Source organism: Nocardia cyriacigeorgica (assembly GCF_010868145.1).
Classification (GTDB): Bacteria; Actinomycetota; Actinomycetes; order Mycobacteriales; family Mycobacteriaceae; genus Nocardia; species Nocardia cyriacigeorgica_D.
In genome coordinates this window covers 1-20413 of record NZ_JAAGUY010000017.1, presented here as the reverse complement: position 1 = coordinate 20413, position 20413 = coordinate 1, and the positions used below count along the sequence as shown (strand labels likewise).

At 66.0% G+C, this 20413-nt stretch carries 24 protein-coding genes; 11 read left to right on the top strand and 13 right to left on the bottom strand.

What is annotated here, in order from left to right; genetic code table 11:
- Positions 1-3: 3 nt before the first annotated feature.
- The 7 genes from tuf to hppD form a co-directional block, all read right to left on the bottom strand.
- Complete coding sequence (gene tuf, locus GV792_RS19410) at positions 4-1194, bottom strand: elongation factor Tu (RefSeq protein ID WP_163825574.1); 1191 nt, start codon at positions 1192-1194, stop codon at positions 4-6.
- Between the two features lie 114 nt (positions 1195-1308).
- Complete coding sequence (gene fusA / locus GV792_RS19405; protein ID WP_163825573.1) at positions 1309-3411, bottom strand: elongation factor G; 2103 nt, start codon at positions 3409-3411, stop codon at positions 1309-1311.
- A gap of 158 nt (positions 3412-3569) precedes the next feature.
- Positions 3570-4040, bottom strand: a complete 471-nt coding sequence (gene rpsG, locus GV792_RS19400; RefSeq protein WP_040739280.1) for a 30S ribosomal protein S7 — start codon at positions 4038-4040, stop codon at positions 3570-3572.
- A 1-nt stretch (position 4041) separates the two neighbouring features.
- On the bottom strand, positions 4042-4416 hold the full coding sequence (gene rpsL / locus GV792_RS19395; protein ID WP_019049359.1) for a 30S ribosomal protein S12: 375 nt from the start codon (positions 4414-4416) through the stop codon (positions 4042-4044).
- A gap of 274 nt (positions 4417-4690) precedes the next feature.
- A complete protein-coding gene (locus tag GV792_RS19390; protein ID WP_256671563.1) occupies positions 4691-5248 on the bottom strand; it encodes a DUF3558 domain-containing protein in 558 nt (185 codons plus the stop codon).
- A gap of 11 nt (positions 5249-5259) precedes the next feature.
- Positions 5260-5790: a DUF3558 domain-containing protein gene (locus GV792_RS19385; protein ID WP_163825571.1), complete on the bottom strand. Its 531-nt coding sequence runs from the start codon at positions 5788-5790 to the stop codon at positions 5260-5262.
- 39 nt (positions 5791-5829) lie between these two features.
- Complete coding sequence (gene hppD, locus GV792_RS19380) at positions 5830-7032, bottom strand: 4-hydroxyphenylpyruvate dioxygenase (protein ID WP_163825570.1); 1203 nt, start codon at positions 7030-7032, stop codon at positions 5830-5832.
- Between the two features lie 147 nt (positions 7033-7179).
- On the opposite strand from hppD, the gene GV792_RS19375 reads away from it, so the two are divergent.
- On the top strand, positions 7180-7698 hold the full coding sequence (locus tag GV792_RS19375; RefSeq protein ID WP_163825569.1) for an Lrp/AsnC family transcriptional regulator: 519 nt from the start codon (positions 7180-7182) through the stop codon (positions 7696-7698).
- Between the two features lie 13 nt (positions 7699-7711).
- Here the strand turns inward: GV792_RS19375 and GV792_RS19370 are convergent, their stop codons facing one another.
- Together GV792_RS19370 and GV792_RS19365 are read right to left on the bottom strand one after the other, a co-directional pair.
- Entirely contained in the window at positions 7712-8815 is a 1104-nt protein-coding gene (locus tag GV792_RS19370) for a winged helix DNA-binding domain-containing protein (protein ID WP_163825568.1), read from the bottom strand.
- Between the two features lie 38 nt (positions 8816-8853).
- Positions 8854-9828: an NADPH:quinone oxidoreductase family protein gene (locus GV792_RS19365; protein WP_163825567.1), complete on the bottom strand. Its 975-nt coding sequence runs from the start codon at positions 9826-9828 to the stop codon at positions 8854-8856.
- Between the two features lie 179 nt (positions 9829-10007).
- Here GV792_RS19365 and GV792_RS19360 point away from each other — a divergent pair, with 179 nt between their 5' ends.
- The 3 genes from GV792_RS19360 (at position 10008) to GV792_RS19350 (ending at position 12416) form a co-directional block, all read left to right on the top strand.
- Positions 10008-10334 (top strand): type VII secretion target, encoded by a 327-nt coding sequence (locus tag GV792_RS19360; RefSeq protein ID WP_163825566.1) that lies wholly within the window; start codon positions 10008-10010, stop codon positions 10332-10334.
- Entirely contained in the window at positions 10331-11461 is a 1131-nt protein-coding gene (locus GV792_RS29695) for a transglycosylase SLT domain-containing protein (RefSeq protein ID WP_309139130.1), read from the top strand. The genes GV792_RS19360 and GV792_RS29695 overlap by 4 nt, the downstream gene beginning before the upstream one ends.
- A gap of 181 nt (positions 11462-11642) precedes the next feature.
- Positions 11643-12416, top strand: coding sequence for an acyl-[acyl-carrier-protein] thioesterase (locus GV792_RS19350; protein WP_309138541.1), 774 nt, complete (start codon positions 11643-11645; stop codon positions 12414-12416).
- Positions 12417-12481: 65 nt separating this feature from the next.
- On the opposite strand, the gene GV792_RS19345 is transcribed toward GV792_RS19350, so the two are convergent.
- Complete coding sequence (locus GV792_RS19345; protein ID WP_163825565.1) at positions 12482-14152, bottom strand: FAD-dependent oxidoreductase; 1671 nt, start codon at positions 14150-14152, stop codon at positions 12482-12484.
- Between the two features lie 173 nt (positions 14153-14325).
- Here GV792_RS19345 and GV792_RS19340 point away from each other — a divergent pair, with 173 nt between their 5' ends.
- Positions 14326-14817 carry a SixA phosphatase family protein gene (locus GV792_RS19340; RefSeq protein WP_163825564.1) on the top strand — a complete coding sequence of 164 codons (492 nt, stop codon included), beginning with the start codon at positions 14326-14328 and terminating at the stop codon, positions 14815-14817.
- 34 nt (positions 14818-14851) lie between these two features.
- Here the strand turns inward: GV792_RS19340 and GV792_RS19335 are convergent, their stop codons facing one another.
- Positions 14852-15055: a hypothetical protein gene (locus GV792_RS19335; protein WP_163825563.1), complete on the bottom strand. Its 204-nt coding sequence runs from the start codon at positions 15053-15055 to the stop codon at positions 14852-14854.
- 58 nt (positions 15056-15113) lie between these two features.
- Here GV792_RS19335 and GV792_RS19330 point away from each other — a divergent pair, with 58 nt between their 5' ends.
- The 5 genes from GV792_RS19330 (at position 15114) to GV792_RS19310 (ending at position 18643) form a co-directional block, all read left to right on the top strand.
- A complete protein-coding gene (locus GV792_RS19330; RefSeq protein ID WP_163825562.1) occupies positions 15114-15497 on the top strand; it encodes a VOC family protein in 384 nt (127 codons plus the stop codon).
- Between the two features lie 103 nt (positions 15498-15600).
- Positions 15601-16053, top strand: coding sequence for a MerR family transcriptional regulator (locus GV792_RS19325; RefSeq protein WP_163825561.1), 453 nt, complete (start codon positions 15601-15603; stop codon positions 16051-16053).
- Positions 16050-17069 carry an aldo/keto reductase gene (locus GV792_RS19320; RefSeq protein WP_163825560.1) on the top strand — a complete coding sequence of 340 codons (1020 nt, stop codon included), beginning with the start codon at positions 16050-16052 and terminating at the stop codon, positions 17067-17069. Before GV792_RS19325 ends, GV792_RS19320 begins: the two co-directional genes overlap by 4 nt.
- 122 nt (positions 17070-17191) lie before the next feature.
- Positions 17192-17503, top strand: coding sequence for a GNAT family N-acetyltransferase (locus GV792_RS19315; RefSeq protein ID WP_163825559.1), 312 nt, complete (start codon positions 17192-17194; stop codon positions 17501-17503).
- A 156-nt stretch (positions 17504-17659) separates the two neighbouring features.
- The gene (locus GV792_RS19310) at positions 17660-18643 is read left to right on the top strand and encodes a pirin family protein (protein ID WP_163825558.1); all 984 of its coding nucleotides are present in this window, start codon (positions 17660-17662) and stop codon (positions 18641-18643) included.
- 58 nt (positions 18644-18701) lie between these two features.
- Here the strand turns inward: GV792_RS19310 and GV792_RS19305 are convergent, their stop codons facing one another.
- Positions 18702-19181 carry an SRPBCC family protein gene (locus tag GV792_RS19305; protein WP_163825557.1) on the bottom strand — a complete coding sequence of 160 codons (480 nt, stop codon included), beginning with the start codon at positions 19179-19181 and terminating at the stop codon, positions 18702-18704.
- Entirely contained in the window at positions 19178-19510 is a 333-nt protein-coding gene (locus GV792_RS19300) for an ArsR/SmtB family transcription factor (protein ID WP_163825556.1), read from the bottom strand. Before GV792_RS19300 ends, GV792_RS19305 begins: the two co-directional genes overlap by 4 nt.
- Before the next feature lie 192 nt (positions 19511-19702).
- Between GV792_RS19300 and GV792_RS19295 the strand changes: the two genes are divergently transcribed.
- On the top strand, positions 19703-20335 hold the full coding sequence (locus GV792_RS19295) for a hypothetical protein (protein WP_163825555.1): 633 nt from the start codon (positions 19703-19705) through the stop codon (positions 20333-20335).
- The last annotated feature ends 78 nt before the right edge of the window (positions 20336-20413 follow it).

Sequence of the window (20413 nt, the reverse complement as noted above, 5' to 3'; positions counted from 1 at the left end):
AGATCAGGCAACGATCTTGGTGACGCGACCGGCACCGACGGTGCGGCCACCTTCGCGGATCGCGAAGCGCAGGCCCTCGTCCATGGCGACCGGCTGGATCAGCTTGACGGACATCTCGGTGTTGTCACCGGGCATGACCATCTCGGTGCCCTCGGGCAGGGTCACAACGCCCGTCACGTCAGTCGTACGGAAGTAGAACTGCGGACGGTAGTTGTTGAAGAACGGGGTGTGGCGGCCACCCTCGTCCTTCGACAGGATGTAGGCCTGACCCTCGAACTCGGTGTGCGGGGTGGTGGTGCCCGGCTTCACGACGACCTGGCCGCGCTCCACGTCCTCACGCTTCAGACCACGAACCAGCAGACCGACGTTGTCGCCCGCCTGGCCCTGGTCCAGCAGCTTGCGGAACATCTCGACACCGGTAACGGTGGTCTTGGTGGTCTTCTCGCGGATGCCGACGATCTCGACTTCCTCGTTCACGTTGATCACGCCACGCTCGACGCGACCGGTGACCACGGTGCCACGACCGGTGATGGTGAAGACGTCCTCGATCGGCATCAGGAACGGCTTGTCGGTCTCACGGACCGGGTCCGGGATGGACTCGTCGACAGCGTTCATGAGCTCCAGGATCGACTCCGACCACTTCGCGTCGCCCTCGAGCGCCTTCAGGCCCGAAACGCGCACGACGGGGGCGTCCTCGTCGAACTCCTGCGAGGCCAGCAGCTCGCGGACCTCCATCTCGACGAGCTCGAGGATTTCCTCGTCGTCGACCATGTCCGACTTGTTCAGCGCGACCAGGATGTAGGGCACGCCGACCTGACGGGCGAGCAGCACGTGCTCACGGGTCTGCGGCATCGGGCCGTCGGTGGCGGCGACCACGAGGATGGCACCGTCCATCTGCGCCGCACCGGTGATCATGTTCTTGATGTAGTCGGCGTGACCCGGGGCGTCGACGTGCGCGTAGTGGCGCTTCTCGGTCTGGTACTCGACGTGGGAGATGTTGATCGTGATACCACGAGCCTTCTCCTCCGGCGCCTTGTCGATCTGATCGAAAGCGAAGCTCTCGTTCAGGTCCGGGTACTTCTCCGCCAGCACCTTGGTGATCGCTGCGGTCAGCGTGGTCTTGCCGTGGTCGACGTGACCGATGGTGCCGATGTTGACGTGCGGCTTCGTCCGCTCGAACTTCGCCTTCGCCACTGTGGGGCCCTCCTGGACTTGTTGTGCGTGCAGTTGCAGCAGTGCGGTTTTTACTTACTGGGGTCGTACTGACGCCCGGCCGATGGGGCAGGACTCGCATCCTGCCCCGTCGTACTACTCGCCGGTCGCCTTGGCGATGATCTCCTTCGACACGTTGGCCGGAACCTCCGCGTACGAATCGAACACCATGGAGTAGTTCGCCCGGCCCTGGGTCTTCGACCGCAGGTCACCGATGTAGCCGAACATCTCCGAGAGCGGAACCAGCGCCTTGACGACACGGGCACCACTGCGTTCCTCCATGGCCTGGATCTGGCCACGGCGGGAGTTCAGATCGCCGATCACATCGCCCATGTAATCCTCGGGCGTGATGACCTCGACCGCCATGAGCGGTTCGAGGATCACCGGACCGGCCTTACGGGCCGCTTCCTTCAGGGCCTGCGAGCCGGCGATCTTGAACGCCATCTCCGAGGAGTCGACGTCATGGTACGCGCCGTCGAGCAGGGTCACCTTCAGGTTGACCAGCGGGTAACCGGCGAGCACACCGTACTGCATGGCGTCCTGCGCACCGGCGTCGACCGATGGGATGTACTCGCGCGGCACGCGGCCACCGGTGACCTTGTTCTCGAACTCGTAGGTCGCACCGTCTTCGCCGACGAACGGCTCGACCGCGATGATGACCTTCGCGAACTGGCCGGAACCACCGGTCTGCTTCTTGTGCGTGAACTCGAGCTTCTCGACCTTCTTGGTGATCGTCTCGCGGTAGGCCACCTGCGGCTTACCGACGTTCGCCTCGACCTTGAACTCGCGCTTCATCCGGTCGACCAGGATGTCGAGGTGCAGCTCGCCCATGCCGCCGATGACGGTCTGGCCGGTCTCCTGATCCAGCTTCACCGAGAAGGTGGGGTCCTCCTCGGACAGCTTCTGGATCGCGGTGCCCAGCTTCTCCTGGTCGGACTTGGTCTTGGGCTCGATGGAGACCTCGATGACCGGGTCCGGGAAGGTCATGGACTCGAGCACGATCTGGTTGTTCGGATCGCACAGGGTGTCGCCGGTGGTGGTGTCCTTGAGGCCGATCACCGCGTAGATGTGGCCCGCGGAGACCTGGGGAACCGGGTTCTCCTTGTTGGAGTGCATCTGGAACAGCTTGCCCAGACGCTCCTTCTTGCCCTTGGTCGCGTTGATGACCTGGGCGCCGGAGTCGACCTTGCCCGAGTACACCCGGATGTAGGTCAGCTTGCCGAAGAAGGGGTGCACCGCGATCTTGAACGCGAGCGCGGCGAAGGGCTCGTCAGCACTCGGCTTGCGAGTGATGAGCTCCTCTTCCTTGTTGGGCACATGACCCTGCACGGACTCGACGTCCAGCGGCGAGGGCAGGTAGTCCACGACGGCGTCGAGCATGGGCTGCACGCCCTTGTTCTTGAACGCCGAACCGCACAGCACCGGGTAGAGCTCGGAGTTGACGGTCATCTTGCGGATGGCGCCCTTGATCTCATCGATCGAGAGCTCTTCGCCACCGAAGAACTTCTCCAGCAGCGCCTCATCCGACTCGGCGACGGTCTCGAGCAGCTCCTGGCGGTACTGCTCGGCCTTCTCCTGCAGGTCCGCGGGGATTTCCTGGACCTCGTACTTCTCACCGAGCTTGGTCTCGCCGGTCCACACCTTGGCGTTCATCTCGACCAGGTCGACGATGCCTTCGAAGGTGTCCTCCGCGCCGATCGGCAGCTGGATGACCAACGGCTTGGCGCCGAGGCGGTCCTTGATGGTCTGTACGGTGAAGTAGAAGTCCGCACCGAGCTTGTCCATCTTGTTGACGAAACAGATGCGCGGCACGTCGTACTTGTCGGCCTGACGCCACACCTGCTCGGACTGCGGCTCGACGCCCTCCTTGCCGTCGAAGACGGCAACGGCGCCATCGAGCACGCGCAGCGAACGCTCCACCTCGACGGTGAAGTCCACGTGGCCCGGGGTGTCGATGATGTTGATCTGGTTCTGGTTCCAGAAACACGTGACCGCCGCGGAGGTGATCGTGATGCCGCGTTCCTGTTCCTGTTCCATCCAGTCGGTGGTGGAGGCACCGTCGTGGGTCTCACCGATCTTGTAGTTCACACCGGTGTAGAACAGGATTCGTTCAGTTGTCGTCGTCTTGCCCGCATCGATGTGGGCCATGATGCCGATGTTGCGGACCTTGTTCAGGTCGGTGAGCACGTCCTGTGCCACGGAAATCTTCCCCGCTCTGCTCTGTTAGCGATCAGCTAGTTGGGATTCTCGGGGACGACCGGCGAGGTCGTCACTATGTCAACGCCGGAAGCGGCACCGAAGTGCCGCCCCCGGCCGTGATGCCTGCCGACCCCACCAGCTGATGGGCCGGGCAGTCGTCACCAGCGGTAGTGCGCGAAGGCCCGGTTGGACTCGGCCATCTTGTGGGTGTCCTCGCGACGCTTGACCGAGGCGCCGAGGCCGTTGCTGGCATCGAGCAGCTCGTTGGCCAGTCGCTCGACCATGGTCTTCTCACGACGAGCGCGCGAGTAGTTGACCAGCCAGCGCAGCGCGAGGGTGTTGGAGCGACCCGGACGAACCTCGACCGGCACCTGGTAGGTGGCGCCACCGACACGGCGGGGCTTCACCTCGAGGGCGGGCTTGACGTTGTCGAGGGCGCGCTTGAGGGTGACGACCGGATCTGTGCCGGTCTTCTCGCGCGCCTGCTCGAGCGCACCGTAGACGATGCGCTCGGCGGTCGACTTCTTGCCGTCGAGCAGGATCTTGTTGACCAGCTGGGTGACCAGCGGCGACCCGTAGACCGGGTCGTTGATCAACGGACGCTTGGGAGCGGGGCCCTTGCGCGGCATATCAGCTCTTCTCCTTCTTGGCGCCGTAGCGGCTGCGGGCCTGCTTGCGGTTCTTCACACCCTGGGTGTCGAGCGAACCGCGGATGATCTTGTAGCGCACACCGGGGAGGTCCTTCACACGACCGCCGCGCACGAGCACCATCGAGTGCTCCTGCAGGTTGTGGCCTTCGCCCGGGATGTACGCCGTGACCTCGACCGCGCTGGTCAGGCGAACACGCGCGACCTTACGCAGCGCGGAGTTCGGCTTCTTCGGGGTCGTGGTGTACACACGCGTGCACACGCCACGACGCTGCGGGCTCCCCTTGAGGGCCGCGGTCTTGGTCTTGGAGACCTTGTCGCGACGACCCTTGCGGACCAGCTGGTTGATGGTTGGCATAGACCGGCTTTCCTTATTGGTTAATGCGGTGTCGTATACGTGTCATCGAGCATTCACTCGCACGTCCGGCCACGTTTCTCGCGTCCCGAGGTCGGGCGTGTCGCGCGCAGGTCAGGGGCCCGATTTCAGGGCACGCTGGAACTGTCGGCCGCTCTCGCTGGCCTACGTTCTGCGCTCGAACTTGCCCGCATGCTTCCGGGCACAGCGATCCACGATACTCGGGTGCTCGAACAGGGGCAAAGCGGGGTCGATCACGCCCTGCGCGGCGAGGCTCTCACCTGGCCAGATTCAAGGTCAGCTCCACCAGCTTCTTCGCCGCACCGCACGGATCGGGGTGCGCGCTGCCTGCCCGGTAGTTCACCCACCAGCCGATGATGCCGGTATCGGCCGCGCTCGCGCTGACACCGCACGAATCGGGGTCGCCCGGCCGCCGCGTCTCCAGCGCGCTGCGCCCCTGCACGGTGATCGTGGCGGTGGTGTAGCCGAGTTTGTCGTTGTTGGCGCGTTCGTTGTTCAGCGAACCGATCTCGTACCAGTTCAACGAGACCATGCCGCTGCCGGTCGCACCGCCTTCCAGATCCCACATGCAGACCGCACCGTAGAACGACGGCATGACCATGCTCGTCTCGTCGACCACCTTCGCGATCTGGTCCTGGGTGACCACATCGCATTCGCGCAGCAGCTTGTCGAAATCAGTGTTCACCGTGCTCGCCTCGGCGGCACCGGCCGGCTGGGCCGAGCCCTCCACGGTGCGACCGCAGCCAGAGAGCGTCAGCGTGACACCCATCGCGGCCGCCACCGCAACCATCGCGCGCACGCGCCTGCCCGTCATCACCGCTCCCCTCATTGCAGCCTCTGCACGGTCAGCTCGGCCAGTTTCCGCATCCGGTCGCACGGATTGCCGCCGCTCGCCTCGAACAACCCGTAGGACATCGACCATTCGAAGAAGTCGTCACCGACCTGCACGGCTAGATCGCAGACCGACCCGCTCGGCTCCAGCGCCTGGAATCCATTCTTGCCCGCGACCTCGATCGACTGCGGATTGCGGCCCTGGGTGGTGACCCAGGCGCGTTCGCGTTCGATCGGGCTGCCACGGAAGGAGGCGAAGGTGACGCTGGTCGAGCCGCTGCCAGAGGCCTGCCAGTTGCAGCCGGTCGAATTCTTGAAAACCTGCGAGATCTGCGTCATCCCCGCGACTTCGCGCACCTCGTCGTCGGTGACATGACCGCATTCGCCGACGAACGGCCCGAGCGTGGCGACCTTCGGCGGCGGACGATGCGGAGCCTCGGCAGAATCGCCCTCCTCGCTGGAGCCGCACGCCGACAGCACCAGCGTCAGGGCCGTCACCGAGACGAGGACCGACGGGATTCGCATGCGATGAACTCTACCGACCGGTCGCTGATCCGGCCTCGGCTACAAATTCCCGCGGGCGTCCTGTTCGCGCTCGATGGCCTGGAACAGGGCCTTGAAGTTGCCCTTGCCGAAACCGAGGGACCCGTGGCGTTCGATGAGTTCGAAGAAGACAGTGGGCCGGTCGGTGAGCGGGCGGCAGAAGATCTGAAGTAGATAGCCGTCCTCGTCGCGATCGACAAGGATGCCGCGAGATTGCAACTCCTGCACCGGAACTCGGACATGGCCGATGCGGGCCCGCAGCTCCGGGTCCTGGTAATAGGCGGTGGGAGTAGGCAAGAACTCGACACCTTCGCGGCGCAGGCTGTCCACGCAGGACAGGATGTCAGCGGTGGCCAGCGCGATGTGCTGGACGCCGGGTCCGCGGTAGAACTCCAGATACTCGTCGATCTGAGAACGCTTCTTGCCGACCGCGGGCTCGTTGAGCGGGAACTTCACCCGGTGATTGCCATTGGCCACCACCTTGCTCATCAGCGCGGAGTACTCGGTGGCGATATCGTCGCCGACGAACTCGGCCATGTTCGTGAAACCCATGACGCGGTGGTAGAACTCGACCCATTCGTCCATCCGGCCCAGCTCCACATTGCCGACCACATGGTCGATCGCCTGGAACAGCCGGGCGGGTGCGTCCGGCCGCGGCTGGAACGTCGAGCGGCGCGCGACATAGCCGGGTAGGTAGGGACCGAGGTAGCCGGAGCGGTCGACGAGGGTGTGCCTGGTCTCGCCGTAGGTGGCCAGCGCGGCCGAGCGGACGGTGCCGAATTCGTCGCTCTCATCATGCGGTTCGACGAGGACGGTGGCGCCGTGCGTACGCGCCCAGTCGACACACCGGTCCACGTCGGGCACTTCCAGCGCGATATCGACGACGCCGTCGCCATGCCGATCGTGGTGGGCGATCAGCGAACTGTCCGGATCGACCGCGCCCTTGACCACGAACCTGGCGCCACCGCTGCGCAGCACGAACGCCTTGTGATCGCGATTGCCGGTCTCCGGGCCCGAGTAGGCCTCCAACCGCATGCCGAACGCCGACTCCATGAAGTGCGCGGTCTGGGTCGCATTGCCGACCACCCACACCAGGGCGTCCCAGCCGATCACCGGAAACGGATCGACACTGTCATCGTGGTCGACCAGGCCGACCAGGGTGCGCAGCTCACCATCGGTCGGGGCGCCTGCACGCCGGGCGTCGGGCATCTGCTCGAGAGTCATGGACCAAGGAAATCGCCGACCGGATCGGTAGGCAACCAGCGGCGTTTTCAGTAGCCACACTGGCGGATCGGTCTAGCATCCAGCCACAGATGCTGAGCAGATTGACTAGCATTGAGGGATCACGCGCTGTCCCGAACGGAGGCCGCCATGTCGCGCACACCGGCAAAGCTGGACGAACTCGATCTCGCGATCCTCACCGCGATGCACGAGTACCAGAAAGCGGGAATTCTGGAGCTGTCGCGGCGCACCCGGGTCGCACGCGCCACGGTGCAGTCGAGGATTGCCCGGCTCGAGGAGGCCGGCGTGATCTCCTCCTACGATCCGCAGATCGATGTGACCGCCGCGGGTTTCGAGGTACAGGCCTACGTCACCTTGGAGATCGCTCAGGGAGCGCTCGACGCCGTCGCCGCCGAACTGGAGGCGATACCAGGAGTTCTCGAGGCCTACGCGACCACCGGATCCGGTGATGTGCTGTGCCGAATCGGCGCGGATTCGCACACCGGACTCCAGGAAGTGCTGCTGAGTATCGACCGCACCAGCCCCGTGGTTCGCTCACACAGCGTGATCGTGCTGTCGACGGTGGTCGAGCGACGCACCCTTCCGCTGCTGCGTACCCTCACCCCGACCGGGACCAGCAAGGCGCCCGCCTACCGCGAAGGTCGGTAGCCAGACCCGTCGCTCATGCCCGCAAGGTGTCGCCCACCTCGGCGCTCTCCAGCCGCGGGTCCAGATCCGGTTCGAGAAAAGCCAGCAACGCCATGGCCTCGGCCTCGACCTCGGCCTGTTCGGCGGTGGTCCAGTCGCGGGTCGGGCTCACCCGCATGCGCACCCCGATCTTGCCGACGAAGACCTTGTACATGCCCGCGACGAAGCCATCGATCAGGATCGGCGCGACCTGGTTCGGATAGGTGCGGGCCGGGCCTTCGGGGACGATGCGGGAGCGGTCCTGATGCGATAGCAGCGCATTGTCGTACCAGCCGAGCAACCGGACCGGCGCAGGCAGATCAGGGTCTGCCAACTCGGCGTCGGCCAGGTCGTAGAGGGTACGGCCACGCTCGTCGGTATAGGTGCGCAGCCGGTCACCCAACTGCGCGACAGCCGCTTTCATACCGGTCAGCTTCGACCAGGTCTGCATATCCATCGTGCTCGCCGGACCGAAGGCACGCAGATACCGAACGATCAGCTCGGCGACCGGATAGGTCGGATCCAACGGTGCACCCAGCCAGGGGTGCACCCGCGACCAGATCGGACGACTGTTGTCCCGCCACAGACCGCGCGGCGGTGTCTGCAGCACGGGCAGCTGATACAGCCAGGTCTGCACCACAGGACCGGGATCGCGGTCCGGCCACAGCTCGGCGGCGTGGGCACGCAGGTCGGCCGCCGACATGGGTTGGTCGCCGAGCACCGCTTCCCCGCGCTCGCGCACCTCGTCCGGATCCATGCCGACCATCGCGCCGAAATTGAAACCCGTGCGAAACGGGATCTTCTCCAGTTCCGGCTGGATCAGTGGTGCGATACGCAGGGCGTCGGGCGGGGTGACCAGGTGAATCGTGCCGCGCATCAACGTGATCCGGACCAATGACCGGTCCAGCAGACCCGCCGACACCACCGCCGGATCGAAATCGGCGATCCGGCTCCACAGCGCGACGAACGGCGGCACCACATCCTGGGCCTGCAAGCCCACCAGGTGATCGCACATCTCGGGCACTGCTAGATCGGCGCGTTCGAGCAAATGCTGGCGGGCGAGCAGGGTCCGGTTCAGCGTCCGAGCGGTCAGTGTCATGGTCGCTCACGGTAGAGCGTCGGGCCGACCCCTACACCTCAGCGAACCGTGACGACGACTTTGCCCGTGGCCGTGCGGTTGTCCAGCGAAGCGACCGCCTCGGCGGCCCGCTCGAGCGGGAACAGCACCGGCTGCGGCGCGGTGATCGCACCGGAGGCGAGCAGCGGCTCCACCTCGGCCCACTGTTCGGCCAGATAGCCCGGATGCGTCATGACCCATTCACCCCAGGCCGCGCCGGTCACCTCGACATTCTTGAGCAGCAGCCGGTTCACCTTGACAGTGGGGATCTCGCCCGCGGTGAAGCCGACGACCAGCAGCCTGCCCGCCGAGGCGAGTGAACGAACGCTGTCGGTGAAGCGGTCGCCGCCGACCGGGTCGAGCACGATATCCACTCCGCGGCCACCGGTCAGCTCCTTCACCGCGGCCAGCCAGCCGTCGGTCAACACCACATCGGTGGCGCCGTTGGCCCGCGCGACTTCGGCCTTCTCCTCGGTGCTGACGACCGCGATGGTGCGGCCGGCCCCGAGGGCCGCCGCCATCCGCAGCGTCGAGGTGCCGATTCCGCCGGCTGCGCCGTGCACGAGCACCGTCTCCCCAGCCGCAAGCCTGCCGCGGTTGCGCAGGCAGAAGTGGACGGTCAGATCGTTGAACAGGATGCCGGCACCGGCTTCCAGCGACACGTTGTCCGGCAGGCGGAACACCATCTCGGCCGGAACCACGGCCACTTCGGCCATGGCATTGCCGAGCAGCGTCAACGCGACCACTCGATCACCGGGGCGCACATGCGCATCCTCGGGTGCTTCCCGCACCACACCGGCGACCTCGCCGCCGACGACGAATGGCAGCTGCGGCTTCATCTGATACAGCCCGCGCGTCATCAGCACATCGGGAAACGCGACCCCCGCGGCGTGCACATCGATCACCACACCACCGGCGTACGGCGCGGGTTCCGCGATGTCGACGACCTCGATCGATTCGGGTCCCTCCAGCTTGCTGACCTGGGCTGCGCGCATGTGCCGACCTCTTTCGTCTCTCCGGCGTCGTCGCCGTCGGCGACACCGAATCCCAACCTAATAGGCGTCGGGTCGCAGCGCTCACCCACCATCCGATCCGTTGCCGCAGAGCCCCTGTTCAGCGGCAACGGCTTTGTTAAGCTCGGCCACAGTTGTATCGGGAGGGAAGGGGGACATCCGTGAGCGGTGACAAAGATCCGAAGACCGTCCGCGTCGATCCGGAGGTGTTGCGCGGTTTCGCACAGCAACTTGGCACCGAGGCACAGAACGTGACCGGGCTCGGCACGGCCGAGGACGCGAACATCAGCGGTGCGATCACCGCACTACCGGGCACCACCTTCGGCACCGCCGCCCAGCGCGCCTGTGACGCCACCGGACAATGCCTGCAGCGCATCAGCGACCGGCTCACCACTGTCGCCGACAGCCTGCGCAATACGGCGGGCGCCTACGAACTCACCGAAGCCGACTTCGAGCAGAAGCTGAAGACGATCGGACTGCAGCAGTGACTCTGACCATCCCCGACGTCGAGCAGTGGAAGCCCGACCAGCTAACCAACGCCGCCACCAACGCCGCCACGATCGCCACCCGGCTGGACGGCCTCACCGCCTCCGGCCGCACCAACACCGAAACGCTGGAGTGGACCGGCCCGGCCGGTACCGCCGCCAAGAACAGGATGGATACCGAGAAGACCCGTGCGGGTGCGGTCAGCAAGGCGCTACTGGAGCTGCAGACGGCGCTGAACGTCGAGGTAGGCAACCTCACCGAGACCAAGGGCAAGGTCTTGCAACTGCGCGACGCCGCCCAGACTCCCAACGGCGAGATGCCCGGCTTCCAGGTCGCCGCCAACGGCACGGTCAGCGCTCAGGCGCGTATGGACTACCTGCGCAAACACGCCGAAGGCAAGGCCAACGTCGAGGGTGAATGCCTGGCCGAGATGTATCTGGCCGCCGTACATCAGTGGCATATCGCCAATGCCCTCGCGGCCGCCGCCGCGACCGCCGAACGCGCCCGCGTCCAGGTCGACAATGCCGCGAACAAGCTCGATCAGGCCTTCGCGGGCCTCGGAGACCCGACCCTCAATGTGCCAGCGCCGGCGGCTCCGGTCACCACCACCCCCGCCTCGACGCCCGCACCGCAGACAGATAAGCCGACCAAGTCCGGCAACACCAGCCAGCTGATGTCGGGGTCGGGTGGCGGTTCGAGCTCCTCGGGCGGCGGCGGCAGCTGGGCGGAGAGCGCATTGCAGTCCGGTGGACCGCCCACCAAGATGCCGACGGGCGAGCAGGCGCAATGGATCAAAGAAGCCATTCAGACGCTGCGCGACAACGGCTACGACATCTCCGATTCCGATGCCGCGATCATCGCCGCGATCATCGAGAAGGAGTCCGGCGGTAACCCGAACGCGATCAACCTGTGGGACAGCAATGCCGACGCCGGAATCCCGTCGAAGGGCCTGATGCAAACCATCGACCCGACCTTCAACTCCTACAAGCTGGCCGGTCACGACGACATCTGGAATCCGGTCGACAACATCATCGCCGGATCCCGCTACGCGATCGAACGATACGGATCGTTGAGCAATGTGCCCGGCATCGTGGCGATGGGACAGAACCAGAGCTACGTCGGCTACTGATGGCGGCGGCCGAGTGCGCTGACCGACAGAAGCTCCGCGGCTGCTGGACCACCCGCGCGGAGCTGTCCGACGGGTCTCGACCTGGCGGCTCGGCGCGAGAGTGTGACGCACGCCCCGTAAAGTCGTGTCACAAGAAGCACCGCATGAGAACGCGGCACACCGTGCAGCGCGAGGAGCACAAGTGTCACTCGATCAGCCACTCGCCCCGCTTCCCCAGGAGGACATGGGCTTTGCTTCGGCGTGGCCCGTACGAGCCGGCGATGTCGATCCGTACAACCGTCTGCGATTCGACGGAGTCGCCCGTTATCTGCAAGACATCGCCTGGGAGCAGCTGCAACAGACGCTGCTGGAGCAGACCGATCCGAGCTGGATCGTCCGGCGCACCGTCATCGACGTCGTCCGGCCGATCATGTGGCCGGATCGCGTCCGGCTGGTGCGCTGGTGCTCGGCCATGTCGACCCGCTGGACGAATATGCGAGTGCGGATCACCAGCGAAAACGGCGGTCTGATCGAGACCGAGGGCTTCTGGATCAATATCAGTGAGGCGAACAACCGGCCGGCCCGCATCAGCGACGAGGGCCTGGCGTATCTGGCACAGACCGCGCAGGAGCACCGGTTGCGCTGGCGGCCGTGGCTCACCGACGCCACCCCGCCGGAATCGGACACCGACCTGCCGTTCCCGGTGCGTGCCACCGATATCGACCAGTACAACCACGTCAACAATGCCTGCTACTGGCAGGCCGTCGAGCAATATCTGGTCGACTACCCGAAGCTCGTCGCCGGCCCGCACCGGGCCATCATCGAATATGTTGCCCCGGTTCTGGCCCGCGAGCACATCACGGTGCGTAGCCGCTACGAACCCGGCGATGGTGCCGGCTCCCCTACGCTGCGGCTGTGGTTCGTGGTCGGCGGCACCACCACGACCATCGTCCGCGTGATGCCGCTGCCCAGCTGATCGAGTGGCACACGGCCGTGGCCGCCGCTCGGCGTTGCCGCGACCATGCGCCACTCGGTGCTGCGTCAGCCCTTCGCGGCCTTGAGCAGGTCGGGACGGGTGGTGAACTTGACCCGTGGACGACCCGCGGATTTGCCCGCTGTGCGTTCGGCCTGGTCGATGGCACGCCAGCCGTCGCGGTCGACGAGATCGGGCTGGCGCTGCTGGACCAGCGTCCGCAACGCGGCCCGGTCGGCGCGCGGCGCGGCCAGCTTGCCCGCGATGAAATCGGCGAGCACGCCTTCGACGGTCTCCTCCGCGTCGACCCGGTTGGAGCCGATGACACCGCGCGGACCACGCTTGATCCAGCCGCTCACATACACACCCGGCACCGGGGTGCCGTCCTCGCCGATGACCCGTCCGTGCTCATTGGGCACCACCGCGCGCCGTTCGTCGAATGGCAGGCCCGTGACGGGTTCACCGCGGTAGCCGATCGAACGCAGCACCAGTGACGCGGGAAGGCTGCCGGTGCGGTCGGTGGCGCGGGCGACCAACTGCTCTCCCTCGCTGAGCAATTCGTTGTGCACGTACTCCAGCGATTCCACCCGTTCGGTACCCGTGAGCCCGGTGGGCGAGGCCAGGTAGCGGAACACGATCCGCTTGTTCGCCGGATCGCGCGGCGCCTCGGCGAATTCCTGCGCCAGGGTGTACTTGAGCGCGAGCGACGGCTCCACGTCCGGATCATCGAGCACCGCTCGGCTGGCCGGATCGAGCTCGAGCTCGGCCGGGTCCACGACGATATCGACGCCCTTCAGATGCGCAAGCGCCATGAACTCCGGCGAGGAGTAGGCCGCCTGTAGCGGACCACGCCTGCCGAGTACGACGACCTCGCGGATATTGCTGCGGCGCAGCGCGTCCAGGGCGTGGTCGGCGATATCGGTTTTGGCGAGCTCGTCGGGATCGACGGTCAGCACCCGGGCGACGTCGAGCGCGACATTGCCGTTGCCGACAATGACCGCTCGCTCACCCGACAGGTCGAATTCCCGGTCGGCGTAGTCGGGATGACCGTTGTACCAGGCCACGAATTCGGTCGCGGAATGACTGCCGGGCAGGTCCTCACCGGGGACACCCATGTGCCGGTCGGATGCGGCGCCGACGGCGTAGAGCACGGCGTGATGGTGCTCGAGCAGCTCGTCATGGGTGATGTGGTTGCCGACCTCGACGTTGAGGTAGAACTGCAGCGTGTCGCGGCGGAACGCCGATTCGAACATGCTCGACACGCCCTTGGTGCCCGGGTGGTCAGGGGCGACGCCTGCGCGCACCAGACCCCACGGTGTTGGCAGCCTGTCGAAGATCTCCACCTCGACGTCGGAGCGGCGCAGCAGCTCATCGGCGGCGTAGCAGGCGGCGGGCCCCGCACCGACGATGGCCACGCGTAGCGTGCCGAGATCCTTCGGTGGTCTCGTCGGAGCCGCGATCGGGTCGAAGTTCGACTCCAGCGGATGGCGCTGGAAATAGGCGGCGTTGACGTCGCGGAATCGGGCCAGCGATGCGGTCAGGTCGTCTTCGGAGAAGATGGCCTCCACCGGGCACGCGTCGACACAGGCTCCGCAGTCGATGCAGGTGTCGGGGTCGATGTAGAGCATCTCGGTCGTCGCGAACTCCGGCTGGTCCGGGGTGGGTCGGATGCAGTCGACCGGGCACTCGGAAACGCAGCTGGCGTCATTGCAACAACGCTGCGTGATTACGTAGGCCATATTGTGCAGATCCTCGAAAACTGTGCGTGGGCTATGACCACCCCGGGTTGCGGGTGGTGCGGCGTCACGGTGGGGATCACGGAGTGACCGGTGGGCCGCCGTTGTGTGACGCCACTTTCAGTTTGCCTCGAGTGTGGCCAGGGTCTCCGCACCGGAGGGCTTACGGTGGTGCCATGGTGCGGACTCTGATCCTCATGCGGCACGGTAAATCGGCTTATCCGGACGGCGTCGACGACCACGAACGCCCGCTCGCACCGCGTGGTCTGCGCGAGGCGGGCCTGGCCGGCCAGTGGTTGCGCGAGACCCAGCCACCGATCGACGCGGTGCGCTGTTCGACGGCGACCCGTACCCGCGAAACCCTCGCCGCCACCGGCGTCACCGCCCCGGTGGTCTACGAACGCGGCATCTACGAGGCATCGCCGCAGACCCTCATCGAGCTGGTCCAGCTCAGCGACGAGGATGCGGCCACCCTGCTGGTCATCGGGCACGCACCGGGGATGCCGTGGACCGCGTGGGAGCTGGCAGGCAACCGCGACTCGGCACCCGCCATCGCACTCAGCCGCAAGTTCCCCACCTCGGCGCTCGCGGTGCTGCGTTTCGACCGGCCGTGGTCGGAGGTCGATCCGGGGACCGGTGATCTGGTGAGCTTCCACGTGGCGCGATGACGACGTAGAAGCCCCTTGCCGGGCCCGGCCGGTCTCAGCGCAGCAGTTTGCCGCCGTACACAGCGACGCCGCCGAGCACCACCAGCAGCACCAAGGCCGCGATTCCGCCGAACAACCACCACACGACCCCGAGCGCCAGCGCGAACGGCGCGACGGCGATGGCGGTGATCACCGGGCTTTCCCTGACCGTGGCCCAGGCCGAACGGGCCCGGACGCGGTCGATTTCCTTACCTGGCATGGCTCCAGGGTAGGCCGGAACCGGTGAACGTGTCGGTGGTCGGTGCGATGCTCGTCACATGGATTGGAAAATCGAACTCGTGGCCATTCCGGTGACCGATGTCGACCGCGCCAAGGACTTCTACACAAAGATCGGCTTCAATGCCGATCACGACCACTCCCCCACCGAGGACATCCGTTTCGTGCAGCTCACGCCGCCGGGCTCCGGATGTTCGATCTGCATCGGCCGCGGCATCACCGAGGCAGCGCCCGGCAGTGTCGAGGGCATGCAGATGGTGGTGGCCAGCGCAGAACAGGCGTATCAGCAGCTGACGGCCGCCGGCGTGGAGGCGACGCCGGTGAAGGACCTCGGCTGGGGTCTGTTCACCTTCTTCGCCGATCCCGACGGCAACAAGTGGGCGGTACAGGAGCTGCCGGATTACGCGGCAGGCTCGCCCAGCTGATCGGTTCCGCCGCGCGGTGGTCGCGCCCCTCTCGATTCGTGTTTGCTTGGAGTGCACTCCAGGTGACTAACGTCGTCGGCGTTCGGCGAGAGGGGCGATCACAATGGGCGAAACCGCACGTCAAGGCGTCGACAGCACGGAGAGGGAGCGGCCGCGCTACTCGATCGGCGAGGTCGCCGATCGAGTCGGGCTGAGCCGCGACACGCTGCGCTGGTACGAGCGGATCGGGCTGATGGACTACATCGGCCGCGATCACACCGGCAAGCGCCGGTTCAGCGACCGCGACCTCGACTGGCTCGAGCTGATCGGCCGCCTGCGCACCACGGGCATGTCGGTGGCGGACATGGTCCGGTACGCAGAACTCGTGCGTGCCGGGGATGCCACATTGCCCCAGCGTCTGGAGATGTTCCGCGCCACCCGCGCGGACACTCTGGCCAAGATCGCCGAACTGCAACGGACCGTCGCCGTGCTCGACTACAAGATCGAGCTCTACGAAGGCAAGTCGACGACGGTCCGCCCGATCAGTTCTATCCAGTGCGAAGGGACGTCATCATGACGAGCAGTACCGGCAGATCGGCCACCACTACCCTCGGCGCCGACGGAATCCGCGTGGGCACCCAGGGCCTCGGCTGTATGGGGATGAGCGAGTTCTACGGCAGCACCGATCTCGCCGAGGCCCGCGCAACGCTGGATCGGGCGCTCGATCTCGGTATCACGCTGTTCGATACCGCCGACATCTACGGTTCCGGCCACAACGAGGAGTTCCTCGGCGATTTCGTTCGAGCCAACCGGGAGCGGGTGGTCCTGGCCACCAAGTTCGGCATCGTCCGCAAGGCCGACGATCCGGTCTACCGCGGATTCGACAACTCTCCCGGCTACATTCGCGACTCGGTCGAGGCCAGCCTGCGCAGACTGGGAATCGACACCATCGACCTGTACTACATGCACCGGCGCGACCCCGAGGTGCCGATCGAGGACACCGTTGGCGCCATGGCCGAGTTGGTGCGGGAAGGTAAGGTCCGCGCCCTTGGCCTATCCGAGGTAACCGGTGACGAACTGCGTGCCGCGCACGCGGTGCATCCCATCGCCGCGGTGCAGTCGGAATGGTCGCTGTTCTCCCGTGATGTGGAGAAGACCGCCGTGCCAGCGGCTGCCGAACTCGGTGTGGCGTTCGTGCCGTACTCCCCACTCGGCCGCGGCTTCCTCACCGGATCGTTCAGCGCGGCCAACGAGCTGGGCGACGGCGACTTCCGTATCAGAATGCCCCGGTTCACCGGCGACAATGCCGCGCACAACGCCGAACTCCTCGCACCGTTGCTTGCCATCGCCGAGTCACGCGGGCTGACACCCGCGCAGGTCGCACTTGCCTGGGTGCATGCCCGGTCGGCGGTGCACGGCCTTGCGGTCGTGCCGATCCCGGGCACCCGCAAACGCACGCGGCTCGCCGAGAACGTGGGGGCGGCGGGGATCGCGCTGTCGACCGAGGAACTCGAGGCCTTGGAACCCATCGCCGGTCAGGTCGCCGGACCACGCTACGCGGATATGTCGTTCACCTCCGCCGGCAGGGAATGAGTTGCTCGGACTAGCATCCGAGAGTGGAGCCGGCCGTGTACCGCACCCTCGCAGGTGCGGTACACGGGGCCGACCCGATCGCAGGCTGCTCGAACTCATCGGTGTGAGAGGAGAGACGGACCATGACCGAATCGACGGTAGCGACCAAGGTTGTCCACAACGAGGGCAAGGACCGCTACGAGATCTGGTACGGCGACGAACTCGCCGGGTTCACCGAGTACGAGGAACGCGGCGACGAGACGGTGTTCATCCACACCGAGATCGACAAGGCCTTCGGCGGTAAGGGGCTCGGCACCGTGCTGGCCCGCCAGGCAGTCGAGGGCGTCATCACCGGCGGCCGGGTGATCCGGGCGGAGTGCCCGTTCATCAAGGCCTTCCTCGACAAGCATTCCGAATACGACGCGCACGTCGTCGGTAAAGGAATGTCTCGGTGAGCGAGCGCAGCGAGCGACCAACAAATACAGCCGAGCGATCGCTCGTGACGGAGCCGAGCGCCGGCGAGGCGGAGTCATGAGCGAGCGCAGCGAGCGACCAATGAACACAGCCGAGCGATCGCTCGTGACGGAGCCGAGCGTCAGCGAGGCGGAGTCATGAGCGATCTGGACCCCCATCCGGCGGAGGCATTGTGTGAACCTTCGCCGGGCCCGGGTCCGGTCACCGAGTCGTATCCGGCGCGGGAGGTTCCGCTGGGTGGGGTGCGCGGTGTCTTCGTCGAGCGAGTCCTGCCGCAGCGTGATCTGCCGACCGTCGGCGCCTGGTGTTTTCTCGACCATTTCGGCTCGCCCACCGTCACCAAGACCGGCGCCCCGCCCGATATAGATCCGCATCCGCATATCGGTTTACAGACGGTGACCTGGCCGTTCGAGGGCAAGGTCCGGCACCGTGACTCCGTCGGTTCCGATGTCGAGATCGAACCCGGACAGTTGAACCTGATGACGTCCGGGCGCGGGATCGCACATTCGGAGTACGGGGTCGCCGACGCGCCCGCGGGCCATGGATTGCAATTGTGGGTCGCGCTGCCGAGCAGCGCCACCGGGATCGATCCACATTTCGAACAGCACCGCGAGCTGCCGGTGTACGAGTCGTCGGGTATGCGCGCGATCGTCTTGCTCGGCACATTGGCGGGCGTTACGTCCCCGGCGATCACCTACACGCCGCTGGTCGGTGCCGACGTGCGGATCGATCCGGGTACCGAGGTTGTACTGCCGGTCGACCCGGCCTTCGAGTACGCCGTCCTGGTCATCGAAGGTGAAATGTCGCTCGCCGGTGTAGATCTGAGCCCGGGCCCGCTGCTCTACCTCGGTACCGAACGCACCGAGCTCACCATCAGAAGCGGCCCGGGCGCGCACTTCGCGTTGATCGGTGGCGAACCGTTCGACGAGGATCTGGTCATGTGGTGGAACTTCGTCGCCCGCAGCCACGACGAGATCACCGCGGCCCGCGAAGAGTGGGAGAACCGCAACGTTGCTCGGTTCGCCGATATCGCGGGGCATCCGCCGCAGCAACGGATTCCGGCTCCGCCACTTCCGGGTCTGCGGCTGAAACCGCGCAAGCGCCGTTTCGGCGGGCACTGAACAGCAGACGACCCGGTGCCGCCGCCGCGGTCCGGATCGTCCGGGATGCCGCTCCCGCTCAGGCCAATTCGGCCAGCAGTGCGTCCAGCGCCCGATAGCTGTCGTTGAGCCCGTATTCCATGCCCGATTGCAGCATTCCGTCGCGCTCGACCTGGGTGTGGAACTGACTGTCGGTGACCACCTTGGTGCGTCCGTCGCCGAGATCCACGAAGGTCGTGGAGTCGATGGTGACGTGCGCGGGCATGCCATCCCATTCGAAGGACTGGACGATCCGTTCCTTCGGGGTGATCTCACGGAAGCGCCCCTCGAAGCCGTATGACTCACCGTCGGCCTGCTCGACGAAGCGCCAGTGCCCACCCTTGCGAAACTCCCAGCGTTCGATGTCGAGCTGATGGCCGCGGCCCCACCAGCGTGCGAGCTGCTCGATCCGACTGTAGGCGCTCCACACCCGGTCCAGCGGCGCGTTGAACACCCGCTCGATATGGATTTCGGTCTCCGAGGTCGTGCTGACAACGGCGTCGTTCGTGGTTGTGCTCATCGGTTTTGCTCCGTTCGTTCGAGGAATTCACCGAGACGGTCCATCCGGGCCTCCACCATCCGCCGATAGCCCTGCATCCAGGCCATCTCGCGGTCGAAGACGTCTTCGCCGAGTCGGCAGTACCGGACCCGGCCACGCTTCTCCGTGGCCACCATGCCCGCGTCCTCGAGCAGCTGGATGTGCTTCTTGATGCCGGTAAGGGTCATCTCGAAACGCTGCGCCAGCTCGCTGACCGTTGCGGGGCCGCGACCGAGATGCTCGAGGATCCCACGCCGGGTGGGGTCCGCGAGCGCTCCGAAGGAGGCGTCTAGAAAGTCATACTGAACCATCTAGTTCAGTGTTGCGAATGAACCTCGGGGATGTCAATACCCCCGCGCGAATCACCGGAAGGGCCTCGGTTGTGAGCGGCCACGAAACCGCGCTGTACCACCACATTTGGTTTCGGCAACCGGTGCAGGACCGGTATGGTCTTCGCAACCCGAACCGGACATTTCGCCGATGGCGCCAGCACAAAGGACACGATGAGGCTCACGAGGATCACCGCGACGGCACTGCTGACACTGGTTGCCACCGGCACCGCCGCCGGTCTCGCACCGGCAGCACCCGCCCCCGATCAGGCGACGTTGGACCTGTCCGGATCCGTTCAGCAGATCGCCTACCGCGTCGCCGCCGACCAGGACCGACGGGCGGCCGTGACCACCATCGAGAACGGGCGCTTCGAACTGGTCGAGAACGACCGCGTCGTCACCCTGACCGACCGCACCGGCGAGGTCGTCGCCGCATTCCCGATGGCGATCCGCCTCGGCGACAAACAGGTGGACCTCACTCCGCTCATCGAAGCCGACGGCACCAGCCTTACACTCACCCCTGCCGAATCCGAGTCCTCGCGCACCCCACTGCGCGACATCAATGCCGAGGAGCGCTTCTTCGCCGAGGTCGAGCGCCATAAGCCCGCCATCATCACCGGCGCGGTCATCGGCGGCACCATCGGTTTCATCCTCGGCTTGCCGCTCGGGCTGTTCGTGCTCGATTTCATCACCGTTCCCGTCGGCACCGTGGTGGGCGCGGCGATCGGCGCTTTTACCGGTCTGGCACATTCGGGCGGCCAACCCGCCATCGACGCCGCGGTCGCGTACCTGAACCGCACGCCCTGACGCCGACAACAGACTTCGGCCGCCGATCACTGACGAACCCGGCCAACGACAGCATTCGGCCCCTCGCTCCGCCATGGG

Coding starts and splice junctions, on each gene's coding strand:
- rpsG (WP_040739280.1), bottom strand. CDS start 4,040: ATGCCGCGCAAGGGCCCCGCTCCCAAGCGTCCGTTGATCAACGACCCG.
- rpsL (WP_019049359.1), bottom strand. CDS start 4,416: ATGCCAACCATCAACCAGCTGGTCCGCAAGGGTCGTCGCGACAAGGTC.
- GV792_RS19390 (WP_256671563.1), bottom strand. CDS start 5,248: ATGACGGGCAGGCGCGTGCGCGCGATGGTTGCGGTGGCGGCCGCGATG.
- GV792_RS19385 (WP_163825571.1), bottom strand. CDS start 5,790: ATGCGAATCCCGTCGGTCCTCGTCTCGGTGACGGCCCTGACGCTGGTG.
- hppD (WP_163825570.1), bottom strand. CDS start 7,032: ATGACTCTCGAGCAGATGCCCGACGCCCGGCGTGCAGGCGCCCCGACC.
- GV792_RS19375 (WP_163825569.1), top strand. CDS start 7,180: ATGTCGCGCACACCGGCAAAGCTGGACGAACTCGATCTCGCGATCCTC.
- GV792_RS19370 (WP_163825568.1), bottom strand. CDS start 8,815: ATGACACTGACCGCTCGGACGCTGAACCGGACCCTGCTCGCCCGCCAG.
- GV792_RS19365 (WP_163825567.1), bottom strand. CDS start 9,828: ATGCGCGCAGCCCAGGTCAGCAAGCTGGAGGGACCCGAATCGATCGAG.
- GV792_RS19345 (WP_163825565.1), bottom strand. CDS start 14,152: ATGGCCTACGTAATCACGCAGCGTTGTTGCAATGACGCCAGCTGCGTT.
- GV792_RS19340 (WP_163825564.1), top strand. CDS start 14,326: ATGGTGCGGACTCTGATCCTCATGCGGCACGGTAAATCGGCTTATCCG.
- GV792_RS19335 (WP_163825563.1), bottom strand. CDS start 15,055: ATGCCAGGTAAGGAAATCGACCGCGTCCGGGCCCGTTCGGCCTGGGCC.
- GV792_RS19330 (WP_163825562.1), top strand. CDS start 15,114: ATGGATTGGAAAATCGAACTCGTGGCCATTCCGGTGACCGATGTCGAC.
- GV792_RS19325 (WP_163825561.1), top strand. CDS start 15,601: ATGGGCGAAACCGCACGTCAAGGCGTCGACAGCACGGAGAGGGAGCGG.
- GV792_RS19320 (WP_163825560.1), top strand. CDS start 16,050: ATGACGAGCAGTACCGGCAGATCGGCCACCACTACCCTCGGCGCCGAC.
- GV792_RS19315 (WP_163825559.1), top strand. CDS start 17,192: ATGACCGAATCGACGGTAGCGACCAAGGTTGTCCACAACGAGGGCAAG.
- GV792_RS19310 (WP_163825558.1), top strand. CDS start 17,660: ATGAGCGATCTGGACCCCCATCCGGCGGAGGCATTGTGTGAACCTTCG.
- GV792_RS19305 (WP_163825557.1), bottom strand. CDS start 19,181: ATGAGCACAACCACGAACGACGCCGTTGTCAGCACGACCTCGGAGACC.
- GV792_RS19300 (WP_163825556.1), bottom strand. CDS start 19,510: ATGGTTCAGTATGACTTTCTAGACGCCTCCTTCGGAGCGCTCGCGGAC.
- GV792_RS19295 (WP_163825555.1), top strand. CDS start 19,703: ATGAGGCTCACGAGGATCACCGCGACGGCACTGCTGACACTGGTTGCC.